Origin of the sequence: Bacillus luti (assembly GCF_001884105.1) — a bacterium.
Classification (GTDB): Bacteria; Bacillota; Bacilli; order Bacillales; family Bacillaceae_G; genus Bacillus_A; species Bacillus_A luti.
In genome coordinates, this window is sequence record NZ_MACI01000078.1 from 17,844 (window position 1) to 37,597 (window position 19,754).

The window sequence follows — 19,754 nt, forward strand, 5'->3', positions numbered from 1 at the left end:
AGTTATAATGTACCTCTATGAAATTTAAATTCTTTCTCAACAAGGCAGATGCGCAGGTGGAAGTTTTCATACCATTGCTCACGGCCTCTTTTTTTCGCTTCTTTATGTAAGGCATTCTGTTTCCAATTTTCAATTGCCTCAAGTGATTCCCAATAAGAAATTGTGATTCCCAGCCCTGAATGATCTCGTGCGCTTTCTACCCCTAAAAATCCAGGTTGCTGCTTTGCAAGTTCCTCCATTTTGTCTGCAACGGTACTATAATTTGTTGTATTATTTGATAAATTAGAAGTGAATATAACTGCATAATAAGGCTTCTTTTTTTGTGAAGTATTCTCCATTCAAATGTCCCCTTTAAAATCATTTTATAGTTTGAATTTTAGCACGAAATAAAAAGAAAAGAAGCACGAGGCTTCTTTATAGAAAAAAGAAAAATGCCACTTCAAAAAATTGAAGTGGCATTGCTTATATTTCCTCTAAGCTATTAACTGGAACTGTTAATTCGCGTCCTGGGTTTTTAACTTCATATATGCGGGCGGTTTCGCTGCTTTCGTCGACGTGTTGAATCATAACAGGCATACCTTGAAAACTGACATTGGCATGTTCCGCTGATACAGAAAGCTCTTTTGCACGTTCTATATTCATTTATATTCCTCCCATCATTATTATCTTTGCTAAAAAGGAGGGATAATATACCATTTCGAGACATTCTTAAAGTTTTTGTATTATTTGTAATGTTTCTTTAATGAATGAAGAGAAAATAGAAGTTGGATAGGACTCTATGATTTGATTTGCCTTTGTTACTTCTTCAAGAGCCCTTTTTTTATCATTAAGTTTTACATAACAAAGGGCACGATATGCACCTGCTGTTATAAGCCACGATTGATCAAGTGGATGCGTCATATAATCAGGAATGTTAGCGCGTTGTAAAGTTTTTAGGGCTTCCTCATATTTTTTTAATCCGTACAAAGATTTTCCTTTTTCAAGATAATACAGACCATCTTCTAGAAAAATTGGCTCATCTTTTAGCTTTTCTCGAAATTGTTCTATATGTTTTAATGCGATTGTATATTCATTAGTAATTGTGTTGTAGTAATATGCTTTTAATATATCTATAGTTGCAATCGATAAAGTGTTTTCAGTAAAAATAGCGAATTGCTCAGATTTCTTTATGTAGTGTAAATATTGTTCTTTATCAGCCATGATGACTTTTTGATAAGATAATATGCGGTAAAATTCATCTGTTTTATAATACACTTGATGTTTTTTTGAAAACGAGAGTGCTTCTAAGATGATTTTTTCACATTCTTCATAATCGCCACATGCAAGTAAAATGATGGCCTCTTTTAAACATAATTGAATGTGTATAATAAGATCCATTTCTAAATGTTTCGCTTCATAATCATCTCGAATGCTAGCAATTAGCTGTAAACATTCCTCATACTTTTTACGTGAGAATAGCGCGTATGAAAAGGTTAATTTTGTTTCCGTACTGTCACGATATAAAGTATATTTTTCAAAAATAGAAACAGCTTTTTCTACGTAAGATTCAATGTTGTAATCTTTCATAATCGCCGCAGCGGATACAAATTGTTTATATAAACGAGCTGTATTTAAAGTAAGGGGCATCTCTTTTTGAACGATAGGCAGTAAAGTCTCATATACTTCATCGCATTTATTTGCCTTAATTAGTTTCTCCGTTTGTTGAATGAGTTCTACAATTTCATCATCATCATCTTCTAATAAAAAACTCGTTTCGCATTCAAGTTTATCAGCGATATATTGTAATGTTTTCATGGAAGGTGTAGCTTTTCCATTTTCAATTTGACTTAGCATACTTTTTGTCAGTTCTGAACCTGCTAGTTCTGTTTGTGTAAGTTTTTTTTCTTTCCGTAATGCTTTAATTTTTTCTCCGAGAGTTGCCATCATATGCTCCTTTATAGTTAAAAAGTTAAATACAATTAAACTTTTTGTTGTAAAAATTGGAAGGCTGAATATATAATAAGTTTAACACAATTTAACTTTTAAGGGGAGAATGTCATTATGGGGGATGTAAGTATAGGTCAAAATGATTCGAAAATGAAGATTGCAACGAGAAATATTATTTTAATGATGATCGGAAAAATGACGTCTTTGTTAGGGGCGGGTATTTATACGTTTGCAATGGGATTATACGTATTAAAGACGACTGGCTCAGGGATGGGGTTTGCTACTACGCTCATTTGCGGTTCACTTCCAAGGATGATTTGTGGTCCAATTGCTGGTGCTGTAGCTGACCGCGTCAATCGAAGATGGCTTGTCATTGGCACAGATTTATTAAGTAGTTTAACGATGCTTATTATGTTTATTCTTGCGACTACTTTTGGGCCGTCACTTCTGTTTATTTATGTTTCAGCAGCATTATTATCAATTTGTGCAAGTTTTTATTCTGTAGCATTAACTTCGTCTATTCCTAATTTAGTAGATGAGGGGCGTATTCAAAAAGCAAGTGCATTAAACCAAACAGCAGCATCTTTATCGAATATTTTAGCACCAATTATTGGCGGCGTTGTATTTGGTTTCTTTTCAATTAAGTCGTTTTTCCTGCTGAATAGCATTACATTTTTTTTAGCAGGAGTTATACAATTGTTTATCGTATTTGATCTATATAAAAAAGAAATGGCTGAAAGTAAAGAACATTTTTTGACGAGTATAAAAGAAGGTTTTTCATATATAAAACGACAGCATGAAATATATGGTTTAATGAAAATTGCATTATGGGTAAACTTTTTTGCGAGTGCACTTTTCGTTTCACTTCCATATATTATTATTCAAAATTTGCATTTATCCTCGAAGCAACTCGGTGTTGTAGAGGGAATGTTAGCAGTCGGGATGCTAATTGGTGCAATTGTTTTATCAGTACGTAAAGAAGTGAATAATCCGTTTCGCTCTGTTTATATTGGGCTGTTTTTATTTGCGGGTTTGAGTATATGTACAGTCTTTCCATTGTTAGTTACCATTCCGAAAGTAGCAAGTTTTATTTACTATATCGTTTTTATGGTTTTAACTGGTATATCAATGATGGTTGTAAATATCCCGATGCAAGTGCATATGCAAAAGACGACAGATCCAAACTATTTAGGGCGTGTATTTGGCCTACTTGAAACAATTGCTACTGCAATCGCACCGCTTGGCATGATTGTATATGGATTATTATTAGATATATTGCCAACTAGCATTGTTATGATGACATTAGGCGGAGGCTTATTGTTAGTTGTATTAGTTGGAATAAAACAGCATATGGCGAAAAAACAAGTGGATGTGCCGGCCTAAAAGAAAATTTTAACAATATAAAAATGACTAAATTAGTATTTTAGTTTTTGAAACTCTTTTTCATGTATGTTACAGTAAAGTGAGCAGGCAAAGAAAAGGAGACAACATCATGAAAAAAATAAGTTTTGTTATGCTTTTTCTGTTAGTCGTAATGACTGGATGTAGCAATTATGACACGTATATTGAAACAGGTATGCAATCATTGAAAAATAAAAAATATAGTGATGCAACAATGTGGTTTGAAAAAGCAGAAAAAGAGAAATCAGGAAATGAAGCGAAATCATATAAAGAAGTTGCCGAGATCATGGATCACGGAGCAACAGCATTAAGAGACGGTAAGTATTTAGAAGCGAAAGACATTGCAAATGAAGTGTTACAAAAGAAAAAAGACGATGCACTTGAAAAAGCTGTAACATCAAATGCCGAGGATATGCTTCAAAAAGCAAAAGATGTGGAAAAGAAAGTAAATGAAAGAGTGGCAAAAAGGAAAAAGGTAGAAGAAGCAGGAATCGATAAACTTATTAAAGCTGTAGATAGTATAGATGACGTGAAAGAAAAAGAGAAAAAAGTTTCAGAAGCATTAGATAAGGCTGAAGAGGCGCAAGCCAAAATTGAGGAAAAGAAAAATAAATAGAGTTATAGTTTAAAAGGCTGTCGTGAATAACGACAGCCTTTTAATTTTGGGATGCAAAAGAATTGATGCTCTGTAGTAAAAAAGAAATTATTTTAGAATTCCACCTGTCTTCATGATGAATGGTGTAAATATTACGCTGAAATTCAAATTCTGGGATTGGTATATAGCATAGGTCATTTCGTTGTACTTCTTGTTCGATAGCAAGTTTAGAAATAAAGGCAACACCATTACCATATTTTAAAATTTGTTTCATTGTTTCTAATGAATCTAATTCAATTTCAGATTGGAATGTAATGTTATGTGCTAACGTCCATTGTGTAAGTAAGTCTCTCGTTGTAGATGGATTACGATGCAATAATATACGTTCCTTTTTGATATCTTGTAATGATACATTTTCCTTTTTTGAAAAATGATGCTTTTTAGAAAAAGCGAGAACAAGTGTATCAGGTATTATTTTCGTTTGTTTTAAAAGTGGTTCATCAAACGGTGCCGCAGAAATTACCCCGAGATCAATCTCATGATTTTGTAGCATTGTTCGAATTTCAGGAGCTGTTTTGACCAGTAGAGTTATTTTTATATTAGGAAATTCGCATTGGAATTGGTGAACAACTTCTGGCAAAAGATAAGTAGCTGGTACATAACTAGCGCCAATCGTTATAGCGCCTTTATTAAAATCTTTAAACTCTTGTGTGACGCGCCTAGCTTCCTTCATAAGTGCATCTATTTTACATGCATAATGATGCAATGCCTCGCCAGCCTCTGTTAAAAAATACCTTCCAGAACGTAATTCGAATAAAGATACACCGAGTTCCTCTTCTAAGCTTTTTATATGAAATGTAATAGTAGGTTGTTTAACGCCAAGTTTTTCTGCAACAATCGTAAGCTTTTTGTATTTCTTAATAAGCACTACAATTTCTAATTTTAAGAGATTCATTATGAGTTGCCGCCTTTTTTATTTTAACTATAGAAAAAATCTATAGAAATAAATAGTTTATTAGAACTTTTTTAATTTAATCTTTACAGTACATTAACATTCAGTATAAATCTTCCAGATAGAATGAAAGCAGGTTAAGAATGAGGGGAAAGAGGTGAAACGATGGATATTAAAATTAATGGATTAGAAAAGACATTTGGAAAAACACAAGCGCTAAAGCCGTTGCAGATTGTAATGAAAAAAGGGGAATTCACCACACTTTTAGGACCTTCGGGATGTGGGAAAACGACTTTGCTCAGAATGATAGCAGGACTGGAAGAACCAGATAAAGGTGAAATATATTTTGGAGATAAGTGCATGTATTCTGGTGCAAAAAGAATAAAAACATCTCCTCATGAACGTAATATCGGTATGGTATTTCAAGATTTTGCATTATGGCCACATATGACTGTTTTTGAAAATGTTGCATTTGGTTTAAGGGCTACAAAACAAACGAATCATTTACGGGAGAAGGTAGAAGATGCAATAAAGCGAGTCCGCTTGCAAGGGATGGAAAAAAGATATCCACATGAACTCTCTGGTGGACAGCAACAACGTGTCGCATTTGCTAGGGCAATTGTAACTACACCTCATTTTATTTTGTTCGATGAACCGCTAAGTGCACTTGATGCAATTTTGCGCGAAGAAATGAGATTAGAGCTTATGGATATTGTTCATTCCATCGGTTTAACGGCATTGTATGTAACACATGATCAAACAGAAGCTATGTCAATGTCAGATCAAATTATTGTCATGAAACAAGGAGAAGTATTACAAAAAGGAACACCAGAAGACATTTATATGAAACCGTCTCATGAATTTGTTGCGAAGTTTGTTGGCAAGGCAAATTGGCTTGTAGAGGGTGAAAAAATGATTCGTCCTGAGCATGTGAGCTGGATAAAAAATGACGGGGGCGAAAGGTATACAGGTGAAATTCAGCACGTTACATATGTAGGAGAGCGTTATGAAGTGAAGGTAAACATGGGACCATTAGGTGTATGGACAACTTATCACAATAGTAAGCTAAGCATCGGTAAAACGGTATCATTATATGTACCAAAAAATTGTATCTATCATATAGGGGGAGAATTGTATGAAGAAATTCAGTTCGCTTAAATCTTTATTTGTATGCACTTTACTATTTTCGGCAGTAGTAACAGGATGTAGTTCGAAGACAGGTAGTGCAGATGCAAAAAGTAAAAATAAGAATGAAAAGAAAATTGTTGTTTATAGTGCAGGGCCAAAAGGATTAGCAGAAAACATTCAAAAGGATTTTGAAAAGAAAACGGGTATAAAAGTGGAAATGTTTCAAGGAACAACAGGTAAGATTTTAGCGAGGATGGAAGCTGAAAAGAAAAATCCAGTCGTTGACGTTGTCGTACTTGCCTCATTACCGGCGATGGAGGGCTTAAAGAAAGATGGTCAAACGCTAGCTTATAAAGAGGCGAAACAAGCTGATAAGCTTCGCACAGAATGGTCGGATGATAAAGGACATTATTTCGGGTATAGTGCTTCAGCATTAGGAATTGTGTACAACACAAAAAATGTGAAGACAGCACCTGAAGATTGGAGCGATATAACAAAAGGAGAATGGAAGGGGAAAGTGAATCTTCCAGATCCAGCACTTTCAGGTTCAGCTTTAGACTTTGTAACAGGGTACGTGAAAAAGAATGGACAAGATGGATGGAATTTATTTGAACAGCTTAAGAAAAATGAAGTTACAGTAGCAGGGGCGAATCAAGAAGCGTTAGACCCAGTAGTAACAGGTGCAAAAGATATGGTCATTGCGGGTGTTGATTATATGACGTACAGTGCAAAAGCAAAGGGTGAACCAGTTGATATCGTATATCCAAAAAGCGGAACTGTTATTAGCCCACGCGCAGCAGGCATTATGAAAGATAGTAAAAATGTAGAAGGTGCAAAAGAGTTTATTGATTATTTATTATCAGATGATGTACAAAAACAAATTTCTAAAGCATATTTATTGCCTGGTAGAACAGATATAAAAGCTGAAAATAGACCAAATGTAGAAGAAATTCCAGTATTAAATGTTGATTGGAAAACAGTTGAGAAAGAACAAGATGAAATAGGAAAACAATTTAAAAAAGTATTTCAATAAGATGGTGATTACATGGTAAATCGATTTGGGTTAGTAAGACAAGTTGGAATGGCGGTAGCGTTGTTACTTGTGGCGATGTTAATCGTCATTCCGCTTTTTCTCATTTTATTTTCTAGTGTGTATGAAAATAGTAGTTGGAATTTTTTAAAGCCTTTTGAAGTGATGCAGAGTGGTGGATTAGCTGGGATTTTTCTAAATTCGATGCTTCTAGGCGTACTCGTTGTAATCGGGGCTACTATATTTGCATTTCCATTGGCGTTCATTATGAGCAAAACAGACGTTGGAAAGTATAGTAAGTTAGATGTTGTTTTTATGATTCCATTTATGACACCGCCGTATATTGGCTCGATGGGTTGGATTTTGTTTATGCAACCTAACGGCTATTTCGAACAGTTTTTTCCGATGCTAAAGACGATTTCATCTTCGTTTTTTAGCTTAGGAGGTATGGTTTTAATTATGAGTCTGCATTTATTCCCATTCCTTTATTTCATGTTGAAAAACACGTTACTTCAGATTGGGAGTAGTAAAGAAGAGGCAGCAGCGGTTCATGGCGGAAGCTTCTTCTATCGTTTAAGAAAAATAATATTGCCGTTACTAGTATCAAGTTATGTAATGGGGGCTTTACTCATTTTCGTAAAGACGATCGCTGAATTTGGAACACCGGCTACATTCGGACGAAGAATTGGATTTCATGTATTAACATCAGAGATTCATAAATTTATTTCGAGTTGGCCAATTGATTTTAGTAGTGCAACAGCATTGTCTTCTTTATTACTTAGTGCATGTATGCTCATTTGGTATATGCAAAATGTATTGAATCGAAAATATTCATATGCAATGGTAAATGGAAAAGGTGTGAAATCCAAAAGATATACTTTGTCTATATTTACACGCTTTGTAGCATGGATTTATGTAATTGGTTTATTAATCGTATCAATTGGAATCCCATATTTTTCTATACTTATTGCTTCTTTGTCAAAATTAAGAGGGGGCGGCTTACATCTTAATAATTTCACAACAAGCCATTATGAAGCATTGTTTACAATAGGTTCTCCAGGGTTAGAAGCCTTATGGAATAGTTTTCTGTTTTCGCTTGTAACAGCAATTGTCGCTGTAATTATTGGAGTGTTTTTGGCGATTATGATTCGGAAGGGGAAAAATTCCTCTGAAAAATGGCTTGATATGTGCGGTATATTACCGAATATGGTCCCAGGAATAGTGATGGTTGTAGGCCTTATTTTATTTTGGAATTCACCATATATGCCTCTGTCGATTTACAACACACCAGTCATGGTTATCGTAACGTATGTTGTTCTTTTTCTACCTTATACGGTGCAATATGTAAAAGCATCACTCGGACAAATTGATGATTCCCTTGTACTGGCAGGAAGTATTTTTTCTGGAAATTATATTTACATTTTTAGAAAAATAATATTACCTCTTATTATCCCAGGCATTCTTGCTGGGTGGGCGATGACATTTACGATTTCGATAAGAGAGTTAGTAGCATCGCTTCTCGTACTACCTCCATCGGTAGAAACGTCAGCAACGTTTATTTTTTCTCAATTTGAACAAGGAGAAGTGTCGATAGGAATGGCGATGGCTGTTGTTTCTGTCGGACTTACAACAATGTGCTTATTACTTCTGCAGCATATGGAGCAAAAACGAAAAGAGGTAGCATGATGAGGGTGGAAGTATGGGGAGGAGCGGGAGAATACGGTCGTTCCTGCTATTTCGTTAAAAATAAAGAAACGAAAATATTATTTGACTGTGGTATTAATCGATCATACGAGGATAGTTATCCAACAATTGTGCGGGAAGCTGTTCCGTTTTTGGATGCGGTATTTTTATCGCATATTCATGAAGATCATACGATGGGGGTACCTTTATTAGCGAAGTATGGATATAAGAAAACAATTTGGACGACTCGTTATACGAAGGAACAACTGCCAGTTTATTTTGAAAAATGGAGAAGCTACAATCTGACGAAAGGGTGGAAATTACCTTATAACGAACAAAATATTAATGATTTAAACTATGTATGTATTGATGAGATTAGCAATCCAAATGAATGGATACAGATTACTCCTACATTGCGGTTTCAATGGGGGTATAGTGGGCATGTATTAGGAGCTGTTTGGTTTTTAGTGGATATGTGTAATACATACGTATTTTATTCTGGCGATTATTCAGCGGAGTCTAATATACTACGAGCTAATTTACCTGAGAAATTGCACCACGATATAAAAATTGCAATCGTAGATGCCGCTTATCACACTGATGATGTTTCGCAAAATGAACGAATAGACGAACTATGTGCAGAAGTTGAACGAGTTGCGAAACATAAAGGAATAGTGTTACTACCGTTGCCCCCGCTTGGTAGGGCGCAAGATATCGTATTGTATTTATATAAAAAATATAAAGAACTTCCCATTATAGTAGATCAAGAAATTTTGGATGGATTTGAAGAGATGTTCGTATATAAAGAATGGATAAAAAATAGTGAAGAATTTGAATGGATGATAGAGAATTTAAAAAGAAACATAATAGTTATGGATTATGACATGTGCATGCAAAATAGTTATGGAATAGTTGTAATGAGTGATGCGAATATGCAAATGGAACGAACGCAGTTGTATTATGAACAACTCCGACATGAAAAGCGAAATGCTATTATCTTTACTGGACATATTGCGAAAGGGAGCTTTGCAGAAAAGGTGATGAAAGAACGTGTGAATAGAGAATGTAGGGTGGAGCAAGTCCCATATAAGGTTCATCAAAGCATTAGTGATGTTAAAGAGATGTTACATGCATTATTACCAGAACATACGGTGTTAGTACACGCACTGAAAGAGGATACGGATCGATTGCAGAAAAAGCTCAGTACAGCCGGATATGAAAATGTATATTCACTTGCAATGGAAAGTATAGAAGTAATTTAAAATGTAACGGAGATTGGTATAGGATAGAAGGAATCCATCTGTTCATGGATTCCTTTTCGGTATGTGAAAACCATAAGTATTAAGCTAAATCAGCAGACACGAACATATCACTATTTTGAAGGTTTTTAGAGCGTAAACTATAAGCAACTACTTTCTTTTTATGTTGCTTGACAACATCAACATGCTCTTCGTGGCTATAAATATAAAATGTAAAATCTTTTTTGCCGCGTTTTGCGTTAATAATTAAAGGAGTACCTTCATTGTGTGGTGGCGCATAATAGCGATCTAAAAATAAACCTTCGTTAAAATCATGAATGATTTTGGATTTCATTTCGCCTTCTAAGGTATTTCCATTAATTGTAACAGTTACATTCTCTTCCTCAAGTTGTGGGTGTGTTTCGTACTTGCTAATAATGGACTCAATAACAGAGTTCGGAAGGCTAGAAACGATAATTTTAAATGCCCCAAATACAACTAACATTACAATAAACCAAGTCGTCATAGTAATCATCCCCTTTATTCTATTTAATAATATAACTCATATGGTAATAGTACATATGGTGAAGTTTTGTATAATTTGTGAAAAATATGCCATTTTCACGAATGAAATATTAGAAAAATCAATTTTGTTACAAAAAGTTGAAATCGAAGTATTTTAAAAGAAAAAGGTTTATAATAAAAACATAACTAATAACAACATTACTAATTATAAGGAAGTGTAACTATGAGTACTGTAGCAATCGTGTATGGTATTATTCTTTCTACAATTATCGTTTTATTTTTCGTTGGGGTTTCACGTTATATTCATAAATGGAAAGAATGCGTTGCGAAATTAAATCACATTGAAGAAGAACTAAGTGATTTAATGTTACATCATGGTAAGTAAAACAGTCATTTTTTAATTTAAAAATGTGAAATGATTCACAAAACATGCTCTCGTTATGAAGCATGTTTTTTTGTTATGTGAATGATAGGCACATTTATGAATTTCCCCCATACGATACAGTGTGAAAACAGAAATGTTCGGAGCGGAAAAGAGGGATAGAATGAGTAATTCAGGTTATGTTACAGATAATAAAAATTTAAAGAAAGGCTCAGGAACTCCAAACCTTTTCTTTGATTCGAGAAAAAATGTCTTTTTTAAAAGAGATGAGAAAAACGTTGCATATGAAGTCACTTCAACGCAGTTACCGGCGATGATAGGAGGAGCCTTTGTTGATTTATTTATGACAAAAGGGCATATGCGAGAACCACATTGGCATCCGAATGCGTGGGAGCTAGACGTTGTTGTATCAGGGGAAGCAGTTACATCCATTTTAAATCCGGAAACGAATCAATTGCAAAATTATCATATAAAGCCTGGACAAACGGTTTTCATTCCAATGGGTTGGTGGCATTGGATTACAGCAGTAACAGAAGAAGTACAATTACATTTGTTTTTCAATAACGATCAGTTTGAAACAGCAGAAGGATCGGACGTACTAAGATTGACACCCCCAGAAGTATTTCAAGCTGCATATGGTGTAAGTGCAGAGAAACTATTGAAGGACTTTTCACCAATTAAAGAGTCGGTTGTAATTGGACCACCCACACTAAATCGTTCTAAAAGTGACAAGCAGACTAATGACTCGAATATAGTAGTTACGTTAAATGGACAAATAACTTCGTGTGAAATAGAGTAATGCTTTCTTTTTAGGAAGAGTTACTCTATTTTGTATAATTTTGTAATTTAGTTCAGTATAATTAGTATGTAGAAGAAATTTTGTTAGGGGGCATATTGTGAATATAGTAAAGATTATTGGAATTGTTGCAGGAGTGGTTATAGTAGCTGTTATAGCTTTCTTTGCAATTATGAAGTACTATTTGTCAAAAGAAGATCCTAATTACGTATTAAAGTACATAAAAGAACATAAAGGTGATAAAACCTGTTCATTACTGATTAGAAAAAATGGGGAAGTATTAGCATCTATAAATGAAAATGTAAAATTGCCATTAGCGAGTACGGCAAAAATCGTAATAGCAGTTGAGTTTGCTAAGCAAGTGTCAGAAGGAAAGATAAGCCGAGATGAACAAATTTCATTGCATGAATTAGAAAAGTATTACGTTAAAAACACTGATGGTGGAGCACATCCTGCCTGGTTAGAAGACGCCGAAACTAGAGAGTTAGTGAAAAATGGACAAATCGCTTTAGAAGAAGTCGCTAAAGGAATGATTCATTATAGTTCTAATGCAAATACAACATATTTGTTAGAAAAGCTTGGAATAGAAAGAGTAAATGAAAGTATAAAAGAGTTAGAGCTTACTAGTCATGATAAGTTTACGTCTTATACGGCTGCACTATATATGAGAGGATACGTAGAAAAAGAACTTCATGTGCCAGAAAATCAGTCATTAAAAACGTTACGTAACATGTCAAAAGATGAATATGATAAACATGTGTTACAAATACAGGAATGGATGAAAGATGAAGAAGAATGGAAAAAGCGGGATATTCCATTAAAAGTAGATATGGAATTCCAACGTATTTGGTCAGATCGATTAGTGAGTGCAAATGCTAAAGATTATATGAGTATAATGGAAAAGATAAATAGTAGAAATTATTTTCCAAAATCAATGCAAGAAGAAATCGAGAATATTTTCAAAGGAACAGTTGATAATAGTAAGTTAGAATTTGCTGGTCAAAAAGGCGGCTCTACCGCATTCGTATTGACAAAAAGTTTGTATAATACAGATAAAAAGGGGAATAAGGTAGAGGTTGTCATTATGTTTAACGATATAGAAGATCAAGTTGCATACCAAAAACTGAGAAATAATATCGATTATTTTATTCAAGATGCTATAACAGATGAAGAGTTTAGAAGGAAAATTATAATGAAATAATTTTATTATGTAAACAAAAGGGCACTTATGAAAAGTGCTCTTTTTTAATACAGGATTTTCCAATCTTATTATTGAATATAGATTGAAAATAAGAAAGGAAGTTGAATCATGACTACAATATATTTCGTTCGTCACGCCCACTCTACATATACACAAGATGAAAGGGAGCGTCCGCTATCTGAAAAAGGGCAATTAGATGCAGAGAATGTAACACGCTTATTAAAAGATGAGCATATTGATGTTGTGATTTCTAGTCCGTATAAAAGGGCGATTCAAACTGTCCAAGGAATTGCAAATACATATAATGTATCGATACAAATAGAGGAAAATTTACGGGAAAGATTATTAAGTAAAGAGCTAGTAACAGATTTTAATGATGCGGTCCAAAAGGTGTGGGAAGATTGGGATTTTGCATACGAAGGCGGAGAATCGAATGATGTAGCGCAAAGGCGTGCTGTAATATGCATGCAAAATATATTAAAAAAATATGAAGATAAGAATATTGTAATAGGAACTCATGGAAATATTATGGTATTACTCATGAATTATTTTAATTCAAAATATGATTTTCGATTTTGGAAAACACTTCGTATGCCCGATATATTTAAGTTGAATTTTCATAATGAAGATTTAGTTTCTGCCGAAAGGATAGAGAATACGGGTCATCAGATAAATAATTTGTAAAAGTTTATCAAAAAAAGAGGAAAGAGAGAAGTTATTGTAGAAGTATGACTTTGTAACAAAAAAATATATGTTAAAGGAGGCTGTTTACATGTTTGAGAAAGAGAAAGAAGGGCTTATTGAAGTTCACAACGTATATGAAATTGCACCAGTAGATGGAACAATTATAGGTATGGCAACGGAAGAAGAAATGGAAATTGCTGCTGAACTAGAGCTGCAATACTATGCCCATTCTCGTTTATTAGAAGCAAATGTTCAGTTAGACGGTTCCTCCTATAAAGAGTTACTTCAGGAGTTCCAGGAGTACGAAAGAAAATCAATGAGCTTTTGGCGAGCAATACATAAACGTTTAGCTGTGCCATGGGCATGGGTACTACGTATTGATGTTGCGAATGGTCCTATATATGTAAGTAATGGGAATTCGTATTATGAAGAAATCGATGATGAAGAAGATTATGAATAGATAAGTAAGGAAGCAGCTTTAGTTGCTTCCTTTTTTTATTCTTAGGGAATGAGCCGCTTCAATAATAATATCTGGTCGATCATTTTCTATTCCGTGACCAGCATGTTCGGCAAGTATGTATTGGCTATGGATTGAAAGGTGTAATTGTTCATGAATCAGTTCTTGCCACATTGATTCAAGTTGTTTGGCTTCCTCTTTTGGCATGTTATTCTCAGTCAACTGAGTAATAGAATATTTAGGATCTCTACCGATAACGATTAATGGTATTTCTAATGTTTTATATAGCTCTTTTAGTGAAAGAGCACATTTTTTCCATTCCAATAGTTCAGAAGCTGTCGCTTTATATAATGAAGGAGAAGTGAGAAATTCAATTTGTTGTCTTGATTGATCGCCGAGCATAGGCTTTAGTTCATTATAAAGTGTGTCTACATCCATTTTGGAGTACGTATTATATTTTTGAAGCCACATATCATCAGAATCCGTTTGATCAGAAATTGGTAAATGAAGTTCATCTAATCGGTGTAAGTTCATAGAAGTGGAATCAACTAAAATAAGTGCTTGCAACTTATCTTCATGTAACATCGCAAAATGTTGTGCGCATAACCCTCCATAGGAATGACCAATTAGAATGATAGGCTCGTGAATATCCAGTTTTTGTAGTAACATATGTAGTTCTTTTGTCGCTTGTCTTGTAGTACGTGAATCATTTCCTAATTCACTTTTTCCGTAACCTGGGCGATGGTATGAAACGACTGTAAATTGCTGCGAAAGCTTTTCTATAATAGGAAGCCAATCATAAAATGAGCAAGTCATTCCGGTCTGAATGACTACAGTTTGTTTATTAGTTCCTTTTATATGTACTTCTATATTTTGGCCTAATATCTCTACAAATTTATAAATAATAATTCCTCCTAAGCTTGAAATAATTTTTGACAAGCGAAAGCGATGCACCAAACACCGATACCAAATAGGACAGATGTACTAAGTGCGAATGAGTTTTTTAAACCGATATAAACGATAAATAATAGTAGTGCTGATGCAGGGAATCCATATAATACACCTAAAGCAAATTGACTCAATTCTTGTTTGTTCCCGCCTTCGAAAGAAATCCAAAATAGGCTCAGTAAACTTACGAGAGGAAGGGCAGCAATAAAGCCGCCTATCGCACTATAATGTTTAGCGACTTCAGTAATAACGCCGATAATAAGTGCCGAAACGATTACTTTAACGAGGAAATGCATACTTTGCCTCCTTCGCTAATAAGGAAAAGGCTTTTTCAATTAATTGTTGCTCTTCTTTCGATAACTGTGATTCTAATATTTTTATCTTTTCTTTATCTAGTAAAGTATGCTTTTCTAATACTTCAATTCCTTCTCTTGTTAATGTAAGATTTACGACTCTTTCATCTTGTTTATTTCTTTCTTTAACGATGAAACCCTTTTGAATAAGGCGCTTGACGTGTTCAGAAGCTGTGTTATGAGAAAGGCTAAGCTCAGTAGCGACTTTTCCAATTGTTATATCTTTCTCACGAGAAACGATTTGTAAAATACGAATGGCTTGGTGAGAAAGATTGTCTTCATATTCATATCGTAAGTGATAATAAATACCCTCCCAATGCTGATTGATGTCTTTCATAATGATAAATCCCCCAGTTTTTTTGTGTCGCATAATAAGATATATTCGTTAATTAAGAATCAAAATCCTTTCATTTGGATAAAAAATGTTGAAAAAGTTTATTTTTATTGAAATATAAGGTAATCTATGTGTAAAGGTATACATTTAGCAAGAGAGAGGATGATAGCTGTGAATACATTCAAATGGATGAGTCATGAACAGATGTATGTAGATGAAATACATGTTGAAAAATGTGGTCCTCTTTCAGTCGGCGTATATGGGGGAAATCAAGAGAGTGATGCATATGAACGAGGAGATGCAGTACTTGCTTGGTGGGATCCGAAATTACAATTTGAATTTGTTATGATTTTTGATACACACCACAAAACAAAAAATATAGATTACATAATAGAAGCAATTTCGGAAAGAAAAGAGAAGCTAAAAGAGCTATTTTCTTACCCGATACATTTAGCTTTTCACCATACACATATGTACTTATTAGCGTTATTTACAGATGAGTTATTTATTGAAAAATGTGATCAAGATGATGAGGAACTTGCCTGCTTAATTTGTTTACGAAAAGGCGAATTTTTATATTGGCTATCAGTTGGTGATTGTTTCGCTTATTTATTCCATTCTGAGAAAACGAAGAATGGTAAAGGGCGATTAAATAAACGGAAGAATTACGAATATATCGGTAGGAAAAATATTTTTGCAGCAAATACACCTTGCTTTACGTCAGGTGTAAGAGGATTAGAAAAAGGAATGAATCACATTGTAATGGCAACGGACGGTATTTTAGAGTGTGATCAACGAAGGTTTGATGATGATCAATCTTTAGTAGAAATATTACACGACGGAAGTTGCTTGCAGATTGAGCCAGTATTAACAAATGTACTGCAGTGGAAAGGTAGAGATTGTGCCACAATTATTGGATGGTCAATTGACACTGAAAATAAACAATGCGCTAATGAATAAAAAAGAGTTCAAGGGATTTTGTCCTTGAACTCTTTTTTATTCTAGGATTTTCTTAACATGAATCAACCCGATTTTATCGGCTTGATTTATGTTAAAAATCGATTCCATGGAAGATACAAATAAATTTGAATGGATCTAATTAATTCCCACTGTATTTTAACGGTGTATTAATGGTATTTAATTTGTTTATTATCCCTTTAATGCACCGTTTTATTGAAGGGATGATTTATCATTTAACGACTTAAAAAGGCGTAATAATCTGTTTATTTCGACGGGGAAAAGTTGGTACGATAATTGCAAGGTCATTATTGTAAGCGATTAAGCGCTGATGAACACGTATCTTTTATGTAAGGAAAAGGAGGAAATGAAAAAATGAAAAGAAGACCAAGCTTCTTGCAAGCTACTGCTCCAATTTTCGCCATCCTACTTTTATTGGGAATCGGCTATGGCGTATTCCATTTGAAGATAGAACCGTTATTGATCACTGCCGTTATTGTAGCTGCAGTCCTCGGGAAAATTTTGGGGGTTTCATGGGAAGAAATGCAAGAGGGAATCGTCGAGAAAATTACGAAGTCCATGTCGGCCACTTTGATTTTGATTACGGTGGGTATGTTAATAGGAACGTGGATGTTTTCTGGAACCATTCCAATGATGGTCTTTTATGGAATCGAGTTGATCAATCCTAACTATTTATTCGTAACAGCCTTTGTAGTGACGGCTCTTATCTCTACTTTTACGGGGACATCATGGGGGTCTGCTGGGACGGTTGGGGTAGCGATCATGGGGATTGCGATGGTACAAGGTGTATCGCTACCAATCACGGCAGGAGCAGTTGTCGCAGGTGCCTTTTTCGGCGACAAGCTTTCACCTCTTTCGGATACGACGAATTTGTCTCCTGTAGTAGCAGGAAGTAATCTTTATGAGCATATTAGGCATCTGTTGTATACGACCATTCCGGCTTCTTTAATAGGCTTAGTCGTTTATTTTATTGTCGGTAAGTCGACTTACACAAGTAATGCGTTTGACAAAGGGAAGATTGAGGCTATGACATCCGCATTAACGGCCATGTTTCACTGGAATGTACTGCTTATTGTTCCTATTCTCATTGTTCTTATCGGTTCAATCAAAAAGTATCCGACCATTCCGATTATGATTATTTCGTCTATTACGGCTATCATACTAGGGGTGGTTGTGCAATCGATGTCACTGGAAAATGGTTTTTTGGCTACTGTTCAAGGGTTTAATGTCAGCATGGTAACAGCAGGTGGGTTTGATCCCGCAGCAACACCTGAGGCAGTGCAAAAACTTTTAAACCGTGGTGGAATGAACTCGATGATGCAAACGACCTTGATTGCTTTTTGTTCGTTTGCGTTTGCAGGTGTTATCAGTAAAATCGGATGTTTAGAAGTTGTACTGGAGAAACTCAATGAAAAAGTGAAATCTACAGGAAGTTTAGTTTTAACGACCGTATTGTCTTGCATCATAATGGCCATTACGACAGGAAGTTCGTATTTGGCGATATTAATTCCTGGTGAATTGTTCAAAGACGCCTATGCACAAAGGGGGCTACACCCGAAAAATTTATCAAGGACGTTAGAAGATTCCGGTTCCATCGTTGTTTCGCTCGTACCTTGGTCGATGGCAGGTGTCTATATGTCCAGTACGTTAGGTGTACCGGTTATTGAATATTTACCATGGGCAATTATGTGTTATCTTGGATTTATCATAGCCATCATTTATGGGTATACAGGTTTTACGATTGAAAAAATCAATAGTTCCTCAAATGATAATACAGAAAACGAAAACATCAGTTGAGGATATTCACAGGAGGAATTATGTTGTTAAAACTAATCAAAAATACAGAACTTTATACACCGCAATACGAAGGGAAAAAGGATATATTAATAGCAAATGATCGTATTGTGAAAATAGAGGATGAAATTAATATAATCGGCGTTGACATTCAAATGATTGAGGGTGCCAATACAAAGTGTATACCCGGAATTGTTGATCGTCACGTTCACATTACAGGTGGCGGTGGTGAGGGGGGATTCTCGTCAAGTACACCTGAGGTTCAAATCAGCACAGCCGTTCAACAGGGCATCACAACTGTTGTTGGATTATTAGGTACAAATGATTTGGCGAGGAATACCAAAAGCTTACTGGCCAAAGCGAAATCACTAAGAGAAGAAGGACTGAATGCCTACATTTTGACAGGCGGTTACGGCTATCCGCCGAACACTATCACGGGTGATGTAAGAGATGACATCATGTTTTTTGGTGAAGTGCTTGGCTTGAAGCTCGCTATTGAGGATCATCGTTCTTCATACGTGACGAAGGAAGAACTCAAGAGATTGGCTGCTCATGTTAGAGTAGCATCCATGCTATCGAAAAAGCCGGGATTCATTCATTTGCATATGGGGGATGGACAAGGACTATACGAGATGATTTATGAGCTAATAGATGAAACAGATTTGCCTATCAGTCTTTTTAGTCCTACTCATATTAATCGAAATGTACGTCTATTGGATGCTTCCATCGAATTTGCAAAACGTGGCGGTCTGGTCGATATTACATCCAATATCAATTTGATGAGGGAGGGGAAAACGGTAACACCGAGCAAGGTGCTTGTGTATTTACTCAATCATGGAGTTGACATCAATCGAATTACCATTAGCTCCGATGCAAATGGAAGTATGCCTATCTTTGATGAAGGTGGCCAATTCATCGGTCTTGAAGTCGCAGGCTTCGAACCAACTCTACATACCTTGAGAGAGTTGGTCAATCAAGAAGGGCTGTCGCTTGATAAAGCGTTAAGGCCGTTCACGATCAATCCAGCTAAAGGGTTAGGTATCGGTCATGAGCGGGGCGTCATTGTAGAAAATGGATATGCCGATTTTGTTTTGCTGGACGAAAAGTTAAATGTTCGTGATGTATTTGCAAGCGGAATTCCATTTGTGAAAGATTACGAGGTTATCAAAAAGGGAATGTTTGAATAAGAGGTTTGAAAGAGAGTGACTCAAAAGGTGAAAAATTATTCTTTTGAGTCATCCCCTTGATAGGACCTGATGTGTGAAGTCCGAGAAAATGTCTAATTTTATTAATGAAAATATTTCAAGTCGCCTATTTTGAACTTATGGGATAGTTCCTTTTTTCTTCCT

At 35.1% G+C, this 19,754-nt stretch carries 23 protein-coding genes; 15 read left to right on the plus strand and 8 right to left on the minus strand.

Annotated features, from left to right (window positions below; translation table 11 throughout):
• Positions 1-2: 2 nt before the first annotated feature.
• From BAQ48_RS18695 to BAQ48_RS18705, 3 genes are all read right to left on the minus strand, one after another.
• Positions 3-338 carry an antibiotic biosynthesis monooxygenase family protein gene (locus tag BAQ48_RS18695; protein WP_071712322.1) on the minus strand — a complete coding sequence of 112 codons (336 nt, stop codon included), beginning with the start codon at positions 336-338 and terminating at the stop codon, positions 3-5.
• Between the two features lie 124 nt (positions 339-462).
• On the minus strand, positions 463-642 hold the full coding sequence (locus tag BAQ48_RS18700) for an H-type small acid-soluble spore protein (RefSeq protein WP_001019753.1): 180 nt from the start codon (positions 640-642) through the stop codon (positions 463-465).
• A gap of 66 nt (positions 643-708) precedes the next feature.
• Positions 709-1,923: a helix-turn-helix domain-containing protein gene (locus tag BAQ48_RS18705; protein ID WP_071712323.1), complete on the minus strand. Its 1,215-nt coding sequence runs from the start codon at positions 1,921-1,923 to the stop codon at positions 709-711.
• A gap of 117 nt (positions 1,924-2,040) precedes the next feature.
• On the opposite strand from BAQ48_RS18705, the gene BAQ48_RS18710 reads away from it, so the two are divergent.
• Positions 2,041-3,309 (plus strand): MFS transporter, encoded by a 1,269-nt coding sequence (locus tag BAQ48_RS18710; protein ID WP_071712324.1) that lies wholly within the window; start codon positions 2,041-2,043, stop codon positions 3,307-3,309.
• 109 nt (positions 3,310-3,418) lie between these two features.
• Positions 3,419-3,943 (plus strand): DUF4398 domain-containing protein, encoded by a 525-nt coding sequence (locus tag BAQ48_RS18715; RefSeq protein WP_071712325.1) that lies wholly within the window; start codon positions 3,419-3,421, stop codon positions 3,941-3,943.
• Positions 3,944-3,983: 40 nt separating this feature from the next.
• On the opposite strand, the gene BAQ48_RS18720 is transcribed toward BAQ48_RS18715, so the two are convergent.
• Positions 3,984-4,877: a LysR family transcriptional regulator gene (locus BAQ48_RS18720; protein ID WP_071712326.1), complete on the minus strand. Its 894-nt coding sequence runs from the start codon at positions 4,875-4,877 to the stop codon at positions 3,984-3,986.
• Between the two features lie 162 nt (positions 4,878-5,039).
• Between BAQ48_RS18720 and BAQ48_RS18725 the strand changes: the two genes are divergently transcribed.
• The 4 genes from BAQ48_RS18725 to BAQ48_RS18740 are packed head-to-tail and all read left to right on the plus strand — an operon-like array spanning position 5,040 to position 9,977.
• Positions 5,040-6,032 carry an ABC transporter ATP-binding protein gene (locus BAQ48_RS18725; RefSeq protein WP_071712327.1) on the plus strand — a complete coding sequence of 331 codons (993 nt, stop codon included), beginning with the start codon at positions 5,040-5,042 and terminating at the stop codon, positions 6,030-6,032.
• Positions 6,010-7,035, plus strand: a complete 1,026-nt coding sequence (locus BAQ48_RS18730) for an ABC transporter substrate-binding protein (RefSeq protein WP_071712328.1) — start codon at positions 6,010-6,012, stop codon at positions 7,033-7,035. Before BAQ48_RS18725 ends, BAQ48_RS18730 begins: the two co-directional genes overlap by 23 nt.
• Positions 7,036-7,047: 12 nt before the next feature.
• Complete coding sequence (locus BAQ48_RS18735; protein ID WP_071712329.1) at positions 7,048-8,718, plus strand: ABC transporter permease; 1,671 nt, start codon at positions 7,048-7,050, stop codon at positions 8,716-8,718.
• A complete protein-coding gene (locus tag BAQ48_RS18740) occupies positions 8,715-9,977 on the plus strand; it encodes an MBL fold metallo-hydrolase (protein ID WP_071712330.1) in 1,263 nt (420 codons plus the stop codon). The genes BAQ48_RS18735 and BAQ48_RS18740 overlap by 4 nt, the downstream gene beginning before the upstream one ends.
• Before the next feature lie 79 nt (positions 9,978-10,056).
• On the opposite strand, the gene BAQ48_RS18745 is transcribed toward BAQ48_RS18740, so the two are convergent.
• Positions 10,057-10,479 carry a YfmQ family protein gene (locus tag BAQ48_RS18745; protein ID WP_071712331.1) on the minus strand — a complete coding sequence of 141 codons (423 nt, stop codon included), beginning with the start codon at positions 10,477-10,479 and terminating at the stop codon, positions 10,057-10,059.
• Positions 10,480-10,519: 40 nt separating this feature from the next.
• On the opposite strand from BAQ48_RS18745, the gene BAQ48_RS18750 reads away from it, so the two are divergent.
• The 6 genes from BAQ48_RS18750 to BAQ48_RS18775 all read left to right on the plus strand — a co-directional run bounded on the left by BAQ48_RS18750 (position 10,520) and on the right by BAQ48_RS18775 (position 14,001).
• Positions 10,520-10,636, plus strand: a complete 117-nt coding sequence (locus BAQ48_RS18750) for a hypothetical protein (RefSeq protein ID WP_002011946.1) — start codon at positions 10,520-10,522, stop codon at positions 10,634-10,636.
• 65 nt (positions 10,637-10,701) lie between these two features.
• Positions 10,702-10,863 carry a hypothetical protein gene (locus BAQ48_RS18755; RefSeq protein WP_016088490.1) on the plus strand — a complete coding sequence of 54 codons (162 nt, stop codon included), beginning with the start codon at positions 10,702-10,704 and terminating at the stop codon, positions 10,861-10,863.
• 160 nt (positions 10,864-11,023) lie between these two features.
• A complete protein-coding gene (locus BAQ48_RS18760) occupies positions 11,024-11,659 on the plus strand; it encodes a cupin domain-containing protein (protein WP_071712332.1) in 636 nt (211 codons plus the stop codon).
• Positions 11,660-11,756: 97 nt separating this feature from the next.
• Positions 11,757-12,857, plus strand: coding sequence for a serine hydrolase (locus BAQ48_RS18765; RefSeq protein ID WP_071712333.1), 1,101 nt, complete (start codon positions 11,757-11,759; stop codon positions 12,855-12,857).
• A 108-nt stretch (positions 12,858-12,965) separates the two neighbouring features.
• A complete protein-coding gene (locus BAQ48_RS18770) occupies positions 12,966-13,541 on the plus strand; it encodes a histidine phosphatase family protein (protein ID WP_071712334.1) in 576 nt (191 codons plus the stop codon).
• Between the two features lie 88 nt (positions 13,542-13,629).
• A complete protein-coding gene (locus tag BAQ48_RS18775; RefSeq protein ID WP_000461774.1) occupies positions 13,630-14,001 on the plus strand; it encodes a hypothetical protein in 372 nt (123 codons plus the stop codon).
• A gap of 18 nt (positions 14,002-14,019) precedes the next feature.
• On the opposite strand, the gene BAQ48_RS18780 is transcribed toward BAQ48_RS18775, so the two are convergent.
• Genes BAQ48_RS18780 through BAQ48_RS18790 form a run of 3 tightly spaced genes read right to left on the minus strand, consistent with a single transcriptional unit; the run spans position 14,020 to position 15,636 of the window.
• The gene (locus BAQ48_RS18780) at positions 14,020-14,952 is read right to left on the minus strand and encodes an alpha/beta fold hydrolase (RefSeq protein WP_071712335.1); all 933 of its coding nucleotides are present in this window, start codon (positions 14,950-14,952) and stop codon (positions 14,020-14,022) included.
• Positions 14,913-15,242: a DUF3147 family protein gene (locus tag BAQ48_RS18785; RefSeq protein ID WP_000545624.1), complete on the minus strand. Its 330-nt coding sequence runs from the start codon at positions 15,240-15,242 to the stop codon at positions 14,913-14,915. The genes BAQ48_RS18780 and BAQ48_RS18785 overlap by 40 nt, the downstream gene beginning before the upstream one ends.
• Complete coding sequence (locus BAQ48_RS18790) at positions 15,226-15,636, minus strand: MarR family winged helix-turn-helix transcriptional regulator (protein WP_071712336.1); 411 nt, start codon at positions 15,634-15,636, stop codon at positions 15,226-15,228. The genes BAQ48_RS18785 and BAQ48_RS18790 overlap by 17 nt, the downstream gene beginning before the upstream one ends.
• A gap of 126 nt (positions 15,637-15,762) precedes the next feature.
• On the opposite strand from BAQ48_RS18790, the gene BAQ48_RS18795 reads away from it, so the two are divergent.
• The 3 genes from BAQ48_RS18795 (at position 15,763) to iadA (ending at position 19,592) form a co-directional block, all read left to right on the plus strand.
• On the plus strand, positions 15,763-16,593 hold the full coding sequence (locus BAQ48_RS18795; RefSeq protein ID WP_071712337.1) for a PP2C family serine/threonine-protein phosphatase: 831 nt from the start codon (positions 15,763-15,765) through the stop codon (positions 16,591-16,593).
• 372 nt (positions 16,594-16,965) lie between these two features.
• Positions 16,966-18,408 carry a Na+/H+ antiporter NhaC gene (gene nhaC / locus BAQ48_RS18800; RefSeq protein WP_071712338.1) on the plus strand — a complete coding sequence of 481 codons (1,443 nt, stop codon included), beginning with the start codon at positions 16,966-16,968 and terminating at the stop codon, positions 18,406-18,408.
• 20 nt (positions 18,409-18,428) lie between these two features.
• The gene (iadA, locus tag BAQ48_RS18805) at positions 18,429-19,592 is read left to right on the plus strand and encodes a beta-aspartyl-peptidase (RefSeq protein WP_071712339.1); all 1,164 of its coding nucleotides are present in this window, start codon (positions 18,429-18,431) and stop codon (positions 19,590-19,592) included.
• The last annotated feature ends 162 nt before the right edge of the window (positions 19,593-19,754 follow it).

Coding starts and splice junctions, on each gene's coding strand:
- BAQ48_RS18695 (WP_071712322.1), bottom strand. CDS start 338: ATGGAGAATACTTCACAAAAAAAGAAGCCTTATTATGCAGTTATATTC.
- BAQ48_RS18700 (WP_001019753.1), bottom strand. CDS start 642: ATGAATATAGAACGTGCAAAAGAGCTTTCTGTATCAGCGGAACATGCC.
- BAQ48_RS18705 (WP_071712323.1), bottom strand. CDS start 1,923: ATGGCAACTCTCGGAGAAAAAATTAAAGCATTACGGAAAGAAAAAAAA.
- BAQ48_RS18710 (WP_071712324.1), top strand. CDS start 2,041: ATGGGGGATGTAAGTATAGGTCAAAATGATTCGAAAATGAAGATTGCA.
- BAQ48_RS18715 (WP_071712325.1), top strand. CDS start 3,419: ATGAAAAAAATAAGTTTTGTTATGCTTTTTCTGTTAGTCGTAATGACT.
- BAQ48_RS18720 (WP_071712326.1), bottom strand. CDS start 4,877: ATGAATCTCTTAAAATTAGAAATTGTAGTGCTTATTAAGAAATACAAA.
- BAQ48_RS18725 (WP_071712327.1), top strand. CDS start 5,040: ATGGATATTAAAATTAATGGATTAGAAAAGACATTTGGAAAAACACAA.
- BAQ48_RS18730 (WP_071712328.1), top strand. CDS start 6,010: ATGAAGAAATTCAGTTCGCTTAAATCTTTATTTGTATGCACTTTACTA.
- BAQ48_RS18735 (WP_071712329.1), top strand. CDS start 7,048: ATGGTAAATCGATTTGGGTTAGTAAGACAAGTTGGAATGGCGGTAGCG.
- BAQ48_RS18740 (WP_071712330.1), top strand. CDS start 8,715: ATGATGAGGGTGGAAGTATGGGGAGGAGCGGGAGAATACGGTCGTTCC.
- BAQ48_RS18745 (WP_071712331.1), bottom strand. CDS start 10,479: ATGACGACTTGGTTTATTGTAATGTTAGTTGTATTTGGGGCATTTAAA.
- BAQ48_RS18750 (WP_002011946.1), top strand. CDS start 10,520: ATGGTAATAGTACATATGGTGAAGTTTTGTATAATTTGTGAAAAATAT.
- BAQ48_RS18755 (WP_016088490.1), top strand. CDS start 10,702: ATGAGTACTGTAGCAATCGTGTATGGTATTATTCTTTCTACAATTATC.
- BAQ48_RS18760 (WP_071712332.1), top strand. CDS start 11,024: ATGAGTAATTCAGGTTATGTTACAGATAATAAAAATTTAAAGAAAGGC.
- BAQ48_RS18770 (WP_071712334.1), top strand. CDS start 12,966: ATGACTACAATATATTTCGTTCGTCACGCCCACTCTACATATACACAA.
- BAQ48_RS18775 (WP_000461774.1), top strand. CDS start 13,630: ATGTTTGAGAAAGAGAAAGAAGGGCTTATTGAAGTTCACAACGTATAT.
- BAQ48_RS18785 (WP_000545624.1), bottom strand. CDS start 15,242: ATGCATTTCCTCGTTAAAGTAATCGTTTCGGCACTTATTATCGGCGTT.
- BAQ48_RS18790 (WP_071712336.1), bottom strand. CDS start 15,636: ATGAAAGACATCAATCAGCATTGGGAGGGTATTTATTATCACTTACGA.
- BAQ48_RS18795 (WP_071712337.1), top strand. CDS start 15,763: ATGTGTAAAGGTATACATTTAGCAAGAGAGAGGATGATAGCTGTGAAT.
- nhaC (WP_071712338.1), top strand. CDS start 16,966: ATGAAAAGAAGACCAAGCTTCTTGCAAGCTACTGCTCCAATTTTCGCC.
- iadA (WP_071712339.1), top strand. CDS start 18,429: ATGTTGTTAAAACTAATCAAAAATACAGAACTTTATACACCGCAATAC.